This window comes from Lentilactobacillus hilgardii DSM 20176 = ATCC 8290 (assembly GCF_000159315.1).
GTDB classification, from domain to species: Bacteria; Bacillota; Bacilli; order Lactobacillales; family Lactobacillaceae; genus Lentilactobacillus; species Lentilactobacillus hilgardii.
This window is the reverse complement of sequence record NZ_GG670039.1, coordinates 1-241: the sequence shown is the minus strand read 5'-3', so window position 1 is coordinate 241 and position 241 is coordinate 1. Positions and strand designations below refer to the sequence as shown.

Annotated in this window: 1 protein-coding gene; it reads left to right on the top strand. The window is 45.6% G+C overall.

The features are described from left to right. A partial coding sequence (locus HMPREF0519_RS12795) for an alcohol dehydrogenase catalytic domain-containing protein (RefSeq protein ID WP_003637140.1) occupies positions 1 to 241 on the top strand: 241 nt, incomplete at both ends.

The window sequence follows — 241 nt, the reverse complement described above, 5'->3', positions numbered from 1 at the left end:
GATTTTAGGTCATGAAAGTTCCGGTATTATTGTTGCCACTGGAGATGAAGTAACTGATCTCAAACGGGGAGATAGAGTCGCAATTGAGCCCGGTGTTCCTTGCGGTCACTGCAGTTATTGTCGCGAAGGCAAATACAACCTCTGCCCTAAGATGCAGTTTATGGCTACCCCGCCAGTCAATGGTGATCTTTCAGAATTGATCACTTACCCACAAGATTTTGTCTTTCCAATTCCCGATGAC